Annotated in this window: 7 protein-coding genes; all 7 read right to left on the minus strand. The window is 43.8% G+C overall.

Annotation, left to right across the window (positions count from 1 at the left end):
* Nucleotides 1–298: 298 nt before the first annotated feature.
* Entirely contained in the window at nucleotides 299–1,696 is a 1,398-nt protein-coding gene (locus H524_RS14980) for an FAD-binding oxidoreductase (RefSeq protein WP_044121808.1), read from the minus strand.
* Between the two features lie 587 nt (nucleotides 1,697–2,283).
* Nucleotides 2,284–2,946, minus strand: coding sequence for a methionine ABC transporter permease (locus tag H524_RS0108225; RefSeq protein ID WP_027939872.1), 663 nt, complete (start codon nucleotides 2,944–2,946; stop codon nucleotides 2,284–2,286).
* A 2-nt stretch (nucleotides 2,947–2,948) separates the two neighbouring features.
* Nucleotides 2,949–4,037: a methionine ABC transporter ATP-binding protein gene (locus H524_RS14985; RefSeq protein WP_052339000.1), complete on the minus strand. Its 1,089-nt coding sequence runs from the start codon at nucleotides 4,035–4,037 to the stop codon at nucleotides 2,949–2,951.
* Nucleotides 4,038–4,224: 187 nt separating this feature from the next.
* The gene (locus H524_RS14990) at nucleotides 4,225–5,238 is read right to left on the minus strand and encodes a MetQ/NlpA family ABC transporter substrate-binding protein (protein WP_084281718.1); all 1,014 of its coding nucleotides are present in this window, start codon (nucleotides 5,236–5,238) and stop codon (nucleotides 4,225–4,227) included.
* Between the two features lie 890 nt (nucleotides 5,239–6,128).
* Complete coding sequence (gene pal / locus H524_RS0108245) at nucleotides 6,129–6,731, minus strand: peptidoglycan-associated lipoprotein Pal (RefSeq protein ID WP_027939873.1); 603 nt, start codon at nucleotides 6,729–6,731, stop codon at nucleotides 6,129–6,131.
* Nucleotides 6,732–6,783: 52 nt separating this feature from the next.
* Nucleotides 6,784–8,085 (minus strand): Tol-Pal system beta propeller repeat protein TolB, encoded by a 1,302-nt coding sequence (gene tolB / locus H524_RS0108250; RefSeq protein WP_044121810.1) that lies wholly within the window; start codon nucleotides 8,083–8,085, stop codon nucleotides 6,784–6,786.
* A gap of 401 nt (nucleotides 8,086–8,486) precedes the next feature.
* The gene (locus H524_RS0108255) at nucleotides 8,487–10,310 is read right to left on the minus strand and encodes an IS1634 family transposase (protein ID WP_084281719.1); all 1,824 of its coding nucleotides are present in this window, start codon (nucleotides 10,308–10,310) and stop codon (nucleotides 8,487–8,489) included.
* Nucleotides 10,311–10,586: the final 276 nt, after the last annotated feature.

The raw sequence follows: 10,586 nt of genomic DNA on the forward strand, positions 1-10,586 counted from the left end.
AAGAGCAGTTAACAGGTTCAGAGCAAGATCTTATGGCTTGTAATCTTTCGACCTTGCGATCTTAAGCTTTAATAGACTCTGCCACAGTAACTAAGCTCTGTGTATGCCTCGCTTTTATTAGCATGTGAGATCAGGCTATAGAGCTCATAGTGAGGTGGACAAGTGGATGCTCTGCTGCTGATTTTTCCTTTGGGAATAAATTAAGTGACAGTGGCATGGAATAAGAGGCTTAATGCCTATAGCTATTGCTATTGCTATGAGTTTACTTGAGGCCTCTTATGCTGTATCTATTTATGAGCTATTGAGAGTAGCCACTGCCACGATTGAATAAGTTATCTGGGTCTAAGGCTGACTTAATCGCTCTCATGAGGGCTAGCTCGTCTGCATTAACCTCAGATAAGAAGAAATCACGCTTATGACGGCCTAGACCATGCTCAGCTGCTACCTTGCCACCAAGCTCATAAACTCGATGGTAGAGTGATGACAAGATATTCTTTAAGGTCTCAGGCCATAAAGAGACGGCTAAATCATCCTTGAGAATGCACAGATGCACATTGCCATCACCTGCATGACCAAAGGCAAGGATACGCACACCAGTCTTCGCCGATAGCTCTGATACATAGTCTACAAAGTCGGCAATGGAGCTTAATGGCACAACAGTATCTACAGGCTCCCAAATACCAGAGGCTTGAACGGCCTTGGCTAAGGCTGAGCGTACTGTCCAGACAGTGTTAGCAGTTTGCTCATCATCAAGTGCTAAGAACTCAATGTCATGATGTTCTTTGAGTACTTGAGCGCATCTCAATAAGCGCTCATGTGCCTCCCCTTCTTGACCATCAAAAGTGACGACGAGATATGCAGTGCACTGTGACAGCGGGAATGACTTTCCAACAAATTCCTCACCAATAGCAATAACTTTGCGTTCCACAAACTCAATTGCGGTAGGCTCTAGCAGTGCACGCTTAATCTCATTTACAGAGATGATTGCCTCATTAAGTGACTTAAAGCCTACTAAGGCATGGCAAGTACTCTCAGGCTTGTCGATAAGGCGTAAATAGCACTTAGTGATAACGCCTAAAGTACCTTCCGAACCAATCATCAAATGCTTAAGATTTAGTCCAGTACTATCTTTTAGGCACTTAGTGCCTAAGGTTAAGAGCTTGCCTTGAGGGGTCACCACTTCAAGTGCCAATACATAGTCACGTGTAACACCGTACTTAACTGCTCGCATGCCGCCAGCATTAGTAGCGATATTACCGCCAATGGTGGCGTTCTTTTCGGCAGGATCTGGTGGATAGAATAAGCCACGCTCCTCAACATAAGCTTGCAAGTGACAAAGCAGTACGCCAGGCTCAACAACAATAGTTCTATTGTCCTCATCGAGCTCTAAGATACGATTAAGTCCACTGACATCAATGACAATGCCACCTTGAGGAATAGTTGAGCCTACTAGGTTAGTACCTGCTCCACGCACGGTAACGCATTGCTTGTGCTCATAGGCCCACTCTACTGCCTTTTGTACATCCGCAGCAGAGGCAACCTTTACATAGACTGCAGCATTACCAACCTTGTGGCCTAAAAAGTCGGTTAACAAATGCTCATCAATGGCTCTACCAACTACTAATTGAGCATCAGCACTAAGCTCATCTTTAAGCTTAGTGAGGCTCTTATCTAAAGCTAAGTTATTGCTTTGCATATTCTTTTAGCCAGGAGTAAAAAATCCTAGCCACTCCAAAATTAATCGTTTTTACGACCCACAGCCACACCCTCACATCCACGCTGTAACGAGCTTAATGCCCCGCGATCCCACCGACATCTGATTACGCCTAAGAGCTACAGCCTCTATCAAGCTGCAGTCTCATGCGTGCCCTGAACTGCGCTACCTTGCCTAGCTCTATGGCACAGCTCTACAGCTTAGCGCTTACGCCGCCAGCAAGATGCAGCGCTTTTAGTAGCTGACGCTGCAACGTACTTGTCAGGACAGCAAATGCTCACCATCGCTGCTCAGTAGCTCCTTTAGCTATTAGCAATTAATTGCTATGAGCTTGCCTAGTAGCTGTAGAGGCTTTAGCAGCAATTATGTACTTTGTGCTGCCGGTGCAGCAACGGCCTTACAGTTGCAGCTGCAGGTGCAGCTGCAGGTGCAAGGCCGTCGCTGGTGCCACTCTTAACTTAATTAAGGCACTGTGGCCTAGTTTGTGGCACGTTTAGCTTATGAATTATCGGCTTTTCGGCATTTATTGGGTAAAAATGTCTGATGTGGTAGTGAGGTGCTTGTGGTTGCTATTTGCTAAGATTGTTGGCCCACTTGTCACCAAGGTACTGTACTAACTGTACAAAGAGCACCAAGAAGACAATGACAAAGAGCATCACACCGGTTTCGTAGCGGTAATAGCCATACATAATGGCAATGTTTCCAATACCGCCGCCACCGACCATGCCAGACATGGCAGAAAAACCGATGAGGCTAATGAAGGTCACGGTAAAGCCACGAATTAAGCCAGGTGCCGCCTCAACTAACAAAACATCCTTAATGATGAGTGACTTGCTTGCGCCTGACGCAATCGCTGCCTCAATCACACCTGCATCAACTTCCTTTAATGAGCCTTCAACTAGACGGGCATAAAAAGCAATGGCGCAGATAGATAAAGGCACTGCAGCTGCTACTGGACCAATCTTGGTGCCAATAAGCGCAAAGGTAAATGGCAGTGTGAACACCACTAAGATAATAAAAGGAATGGAGCGCACTACATTTACGATGTAACCAAGTACTGAGTTGAGCTTGCGAGAGTTAATAAAGTCCTTGTGATCGCTAAGGTAGAGTACCAAGCCACAAATAAGACCAAAGATAACACCAAGCACAGTAGAGATGCCGAGCATGATGGTCGACTCCCAGGCAGCCTTAGCAAACTCACGAGAAAGAATTTCTAAAGTAGCGTCTAACATGGTTACTCCTTAGTCTCAACTGACTTAGTGTGAGTGCCATAATCAATATTAGCTACTGAGTCCATGGCTTTAGAGTTTAGATCTACTAATACTTGGCCGTGCTCTTTGATGGTCTTGATAAAGGCACTGTGCCCAATAAAATCTAGCACTTGACCATGGTCTACATTGGCTTTACGCACCGAGATAATGAGATTGCCTAGTGGCTTATCAGCAATATACTCAATACGACCGCCTAAGATACTAATGTCTGCATCAAAGCGCTTAATGGCCTGAGCAATAACACTGTCGTAAGCTTGCTCTTCTTTGTAAGTAATCTCGTAAAGATTGTCCTCACTTTCAAGAAGCTGACGTGGCAGCAACAAGGCATCATGACGTGCAATCATTGCCTTGCCGTATGCAGAACTTGGCTTTGCAAAGAGATCGTAAGTACTGCCGTTTTCTACCACACGGCCATTTGCCATCAGAGCCACCTTGTTAAACAAGCTTTTGGCGACTTCCATTTGATGGGTAATGAAAAGTACAGTTAGATTTCGCTCTTGTTTGAGCTTTTTAAGCAGCGCTACGATTTCACCTGTGGTATCTGGATCTAAAGCTGAAGTAGCCTCATCACACAGTAAGATCTCAGGATCATTAGCTAAGGCACGTGCAATTGCCACACGTTGCTTTTGACCACCTGATAGTGATGGTGGATAGACACTCTCTTTGCCTGACAGTCCCACTAAAGCTAAGAGCTTAGGGACTTTTTCTTCAATTTCAGAGCGACTTGCACCACAAGCCTTTAAATTGAAGGCTACATTTTCAAAAACTGAGGCATTTTTGATGAGGTTAAAGTGCTGAAAGATCATACCGATCTTAAGGCGCATAGCACTCAGCTCTTGAGCGCTTAGTTTGTCACTTACCTCTTTACCTGAAACTATGACACGACCTGAGCTTGGCTTTTGCAGCAAGTTCACAGTACGCACTAAAGTTGATTTGCCAGCACCTGACTGGCCTAGCACTCCGTAAAAGTCGCCCTTTTGTACATGCAGCGACACGTTATCAACAGCTACATAATCGCCAAACCTAACAGATACATCCTCAAAGCGAATCATGATGTTCTCCTAAGTGCAGCCATACGCATCAAAAAAATCAAATGCTCACGACAGCTAAGGACATAGATATCCCCACTCTGCCTTGATGACTGCACTTCAATTACTTAGACGAGCCTTGCTTTAAGACCACTTCAAAGACCTATCCTCTGTCTTTTACGTTAATGTGGCTTTAAAAGCATCAGTAATATTAGGCTGCTACCTTAACTAAGGTCTCAGCAAACTTAGGAGATAACATCATGGCTGTCTTGTCGCCCTTTGCAGCATCCTCTGCATCATCTGCAGGTGCGCCCTCTGCAGCAGGGGCGGCATCTGAGGTAGCTGTGGCTGCGTCAGCGGCGGTGTCAGCGGACTCATCAGTGGCTGCTACCTCATCCCACCATACAGGACGAGTGAATTGATCAAACTTGCTATCCTTTACAATAGCGTCTTTGAACTTTTGTGAGTGGATGACCTTGTAAAAGAGGTCCTTTAAGGCCTTATTGTCGGCCTTGACGGCTACTACGTTCTTAATTGGCTCTTTGACATCCTCGACGCTCAGGGCCTTAGAAAAATCTAAGTTAGCAGCATAGGCAAAGTTGCCAGGTACAAAGCCTATGGCTACAGAATCTAAAGAACGAGCAATCTGAGCTGCGTCCATTGGGACAAACTCAAGAGAGTATTTGTTCTCAGTGATATCAGCGATGCTAGCCTTGTTGTCATTAACTTGCTTGTTGAGCTTGATAAGACCTGCTTTTTGCGCCACATCTAAAGAACGGCCAAGATTAACTGGGTCATTAGCAATAGCTACTTTGTCACCGGCCTTAAGCTCATCATATGATTTGATGTTAGCTGAGAATACGCCCATGCCTAAGGTTGGGACGTTAATAACTGACTCAAGCTTAACGCCTTGAGTCTCAACAAAATTGTCAAAGTAAGCCTGGTGCTGGAATAAGTTAGCCTGGATATCACCGCTATCTAAAGCTAAATTTGGCTGTACATAGTCACTAAAAGTAATGACCTCAACCTTGTAGCCTTCCTCAGTTAATAGCGGGGCAATCACGCTCTCAACCATATAACCATATGGGCCTGGACAAACGCCTACCTTCATGACCTGCTCACTAGCAGAAGTAGCTTGAGCGGTCTTTTGGTTATCGTCACCGCCGCAGGCAGTTAAGAAGAGTGTGACAGCAAAGAGGCTGCCTACTAAAGCTTTGGTTTTCATGAAAAATCTCCACTAGATGCACATTAAAAGTGCTCTTTTCTCGCAATGCGCCGCTGCGCTTTCCTACCTAACTCATCAGAGCAATCAACACTTGGCTACCTTGGATTAAGTAGTATTAACTGAGGGGTACAGCAAGCAACATTTAGTTTTGCAGCCTACGTCGCCTAAGCGACTGCAGTGTTATGAATACATTGATTACCGAATGTGTTTTAACTGTAAGCTTTTGAAGATTTTTTGGTCAATGCGCTATAACTACATGCATTTTTTCGGTGCTAGAAAAATGCCCTTTGATAAATAAAAGTGCACAATTTGCTCTCATTTAGCCCAAAATAGGAAGTAAATCACATCAAAAGCCGTTCAAACGTATGGTTAATGCACCATTATTAAGACCTAACGAGTATTTGTAGGATATTGATTATTGGCCGCACTGAACCTTGGATACAAATGCCTTTGCTAGTCTTGAACACCAATGCCCTGGTTTTACTTAGCTTGCCTGGACAGGCATGAATGAGGATTCACTGGTCTTAAATGGCTTAGCTTGGCTGGACAGGCATGAATGAGGATTCGCTGGTCTTAAATGGCTTAGCTTGGCTGGACAGGCTTGGATGAGGATGAACGGACTGTGCTTTGTTTGGTGAAGAAGGAATGCACTGAATTATCTTTTCTTTTAGAAAATGATGCTCATTGGCCTTGGATATGGATAGCGGTGGTGCTTGTGTTATTGATGGGTGCTGGACTGATGGTAATTGCAAAATAGCAGGATCTAAAAACGCAAAACCCCCGAAAGCTATGCCTACGGGGGTTTTGCGGGGAATCTTAGCTGCTAAATAAGTGATGCATGGGCATCTAAAGTTATGATGCCTTTGCAGTACTTATTAAGCACTAAGGTATTAGTAGTTGATAACAGCGCGGCGGTTCTTCTGCCATGAAGCCTCAGCGTGACCTGGGTCTAAAGGCTTCTCCTCACCGTATGAAACGATAGAGAGCTGGTTTACATCAACACCTAAGTTTTGCATGTAGCGGGCTACAGCACGAGCACGACGCTCACCTAAAGCGATGTTGTACTCAGGGGTACCACGCTCGTCGGTGTGACCTTCGATGATGATACGAGAATCTGGGTTATCACGTAAGTACTGAGCATGAGCCTGCATTACAGATACGTACTGATCTTGAATCTGATCAGAGTCGTACTTGAAGTAAACAGTGTTGTTCTCGCGCAGAGCCTGTGGGCCTGAGTAGTTAGGATCGTAAAGACCGCCTTGTGGTGCATTTGGATCGCCAATTACTAAAGCGCCAGATGAATCAACGCCGGTCATAACGTTCTCATCGATACCGCCATAACCTAAGTTATCCTCAACGAATACGTCTCCTGACATGTTATCCATGCCATTGCCATCTTCAATCAACGCACCGTCTTCGGTTGAGGTGGAGCAAGCTGTCAGGCCAAACATCATTACGCCTGCAAACAATGCTAAGTAATGTCTCATCTTCATAATAAAAAATCCTTAATTGCCTGTATGCAATAAGCTAGATATCAGTAAGTGCCTATTTTTCAGGCAATGGGCCCCAAGATGGAGCGCTGATTTCGCCGTTGTTGCTTGAAGGAAGATTTGCCTTGAAACGACCATCGGTTGAAACAAGAGCTAGACCCTTACGGCCTTTGTAAACTGTTGAGTAAATAACCATTGAACCATTAGGAGCAACGGAAGGTGACTCGTCTAAGTTAGAGGTAGTCAGCATGTAGATGGAACCATCCTTATCTACACGAGCTACACGGTAGCCATTTTGTCTAGTGATAACAATCAGAGCATCAGAACCTGGAATTGGACGGCTTGATAAATTCATAGCGCCCTGATAGGTAATACGCTCAGCTTCGTTAGTGCCAATATCCACAGCATAAATCTGTGCACGACCACCACGCTCTGAGGTGAAGTATATACGCTTAGAGTCTGATGACCAAGATGGCTCAGTATCAATAGCACGGTTGTTAGTTACACGATGGTACTTAGAGGTTACCAGATCGTAGTAATAAATTTCTGGCTGGCCGTCCTTAGACAGAGTAAATGCAATCTTGTTGCCATCTGGTGACCAAGCTGGTGAAGAGTTTAAGCCTGGGAATGAAGCAAGCTTAGTACGCTTCTTAGTGAAGATATCCTGAACATAGATAGTTGGTGCTCTACGCTCGAATGATACATACACTAAACGCTTACCATCTGGAGACCAGTTTGGAGTCATTACTGGCTCGGTAGAGCGCAGAATGGCTACTTCATTATATCCGTCATAATCAGAGGTCATGAGCTGATATGGGAAGCGATCGCCAAAGCGGTGCACGATATAAGCAATACGTGTTCTAAAAGCACCTGGCTGACCGGTTAATAACTCATAGGTTCGATCTGAAACTAAGTGAGCAGCCTGACGTAACTGACGGGCGTTAGCAGTAACACCGCGACGCTCGGTTAATGGCTTGCCCTTGTTAGCACCCTGTACACCGTAGATCTGATAAACCACTTGGAACTTATCAGAATTAGCTACAGGAACAACTTCGCCTGAAACCACTGCTTCAGCACCGGATGAGGCTAAAACGTCGAAGTTTACACCGCCATTTACAATCGCACCTTGCGGCAGCTGATTGTAAGTAACTGCAGCAAACTTGCCCGAACGGGTAAGGTCTGCACTGACGATACCGCTAACATCAACAGGTACTTGACCTGTAGTCTTAAACGGTAACACTACGACACGACGGCCCTCATTGATACCGCCAGTGATCTCTAGTTGTAGTGCCGCCTGTGCGCTTGTCATTAAAACAAGACATGCCAAGGCAGCGCCTATGAATCGAATAAAGCGCATGGATCCCCCACTTTGACAATACAGTAGCGATAGTTTAACAAAGCAAACGGCTTTGGCGTCATATTAAAGTGCAATTTTGTTGGTTGTACATCATCACTTGCCCAAGCTGGTGCAATCACTTTGACAACGTGTAATATCTAGGCATTTTGAGCAAAGCCTTATCTATAAGCCTTTTGTAAGCAATTCTTAGCATGTGTGCGCACAAATTAGGAACGATCTTAAAAGACAAGAGCTTTGTCAGAAAAAACTAAAAACGACCCTTTGACATAGCTCATCACTCAGAAGCCGCTTACTAACTATTTCTAAGCTGAAGTATGGTTATTATCCATAACTAAGATGAGCATGTACTTGTAGTGGATCCTTGTCTTAGTATTTTGTCAAAATCATCGTAGATAAAGACCTTAGATGTAAATTGAGCCATCTTCTTTAAGTGGGAATTTAGTTCGCAAGCACCCAGAGAGAGTGGTTTTGGATACCACTGACGGAAGACGGTATAAACCTACTGCACGCATAATTGCAAATTGTGCATACTTCAAAGGCACTTCTTTTAATAGGCCTTCATTTGCAACATCATGAGCTCTGTAAGTTCTATCGTCAGTTATCGCCTTGTTTACGATGTATACAGGCTCAGAATTTTTGTTGATTTGAGCCTTGCTAAGAGTCATGTGGTTCATAACGTCTATGATTTGCTCAAGGTTTAATAAATGCCCCTCATCATGCAGTTTCTTCTTAAGTAAACACACTAGTGTCAGAGCCATGAAACACAGTAGTACATGTGCTTTGATATGCCCGGATGTATACCCAAATACCGGCATGATCTCAAGATCGCTCTGCATAACTCTAAAGCAATCTTCAATATGCTTAATCTGACCGTAAAGCGATGCAACCTGACTGACACTTATCTTAGCTACCGCAGCGTCATCTTCTGCTGCTGCTAAAAACTCCATGCATCTGTATCCTGCAAGCGCCCTTTGCTTAGCCACATAGTCTTGATTAACACCGCTAATCTCACGACCGTCACTGCTTTCTTTTGTCATTGCATAAGCAGCATAGCCACTATTTAAATGGCTTATCTTGGCTTTGTCCTTAACCATCTTTTCAACTTTGGCAACAGCTTGATCAATAGCAACATCATCACGCTTCTTACTTTGCTCATCAAAAGTGAAGATTAAGTTGCTTGCAATCTCACTACCGTCTGTATACTCATTGGTATAGTCGCTAACTATCTTGTACTTTGAGCTAGGGTCATCCTCATAAATGTCTTGGTAGCCCTCTAAGTCAAGCATTTTCTGCTCATAAGCGCCTAGGTTTGATACTTTATGCGAAACGATAACGCCCATTCCTAAGCTCTTTATCATATTCAGATTTTGTTCAGAGTTTAGATAGCTATCGGCAACAACAATTGCGTTGTTGATGGTGTACTTTGCTTGTAAGCCTTCTATGGCTTCTCTTAATGTGTGAACCTCAGCCCCACTGCCTGAAATGAGCTCATAGTCCACAGGAAGACCATATTTATCAATGACCAGTAATACAGAACCTGCTTGATGCTCAAAACCGTTCTCTTGCGCTTGACTGTTAGTATTAGCTACCTCGTAAAAGAACAAAGCAAACCTATCTTCACCGTACTTCTGAGTAATTGCACGGTTTAATCTAGCAATCAGCATGTCCTTGTTTTCTTGGATGATATCTAAAGCACTGTACATGTCTGAAAGTGAAAGTGGCTCTTTTGATGTTCCTAAAAAATGAGCATGGTTGTTGTATGTAGCTTGTAAAGAGCTACCGCCTAATGCCTTTTTAAACACCAAAGTAGAAACTACCGCGTTTAGATCTAATTCGATCTTATACTTTTGATTCTTTAGATAGGTCAGCGGATCGTGCATTTTAAGCACATCGCTCCACAGTCGCTTAAGTACAAAATGTCCGTAGATGAAAGACTGTGAATATGACTCATACAAATCAGCATCAGGCGCATCTGAGTCGATGTATTCCTCATTACGCACGACTAAAGCTTGCCTTTCCTTAGCTCTGTCTTCACGCGACTTGTACTTTTTCTTGAGCTCGTCAAGAAAGCCAGGGTTCTCTTTTTCAAGTACATCCAGTCTTCCGAAGTTCTGAATCTTTCTTTTAGTATTCTTGCCAGTCTTTGGATCGCGAATGCTTTCCAAAAGATAGACGTACTTCGTTACCTTATCTTTGACTTTTCTTGTTTGTACTGAAATATACATATTAACCCTTGTATAATCTTTTTGTATCTACATTCTAGTGGATTGTCAGGACCCCAAAAAATGCAATTGCATGCGGTTCCGGAATATGTAAATGTTTTTTTCAAAATTCTTTTTTTGGACATGGTACCTTTAGCTAGCGCTTCCATCAAAAGAATTTTGATTGGCATATGCCGTTTTGAGCTATTTAGACTAGTTATGGCATGTGATACATAACTAGGGATTTCATTTGACATACCGTAGCTCTCGTATAAGTCAAACTTAGCGTATGGCACATGG

This window comes from Anaerobiospirillum succiniciproducens DSM 6400, assembly GCF_000482845.1.
Lineage (GTDB): Bacteria > Pseudomonadota > Gammaproteobacteria > Enterobacterales > Succinivibrionaceae > Anaerobiospirillum > Anaerobiospirillum succiniciproducens.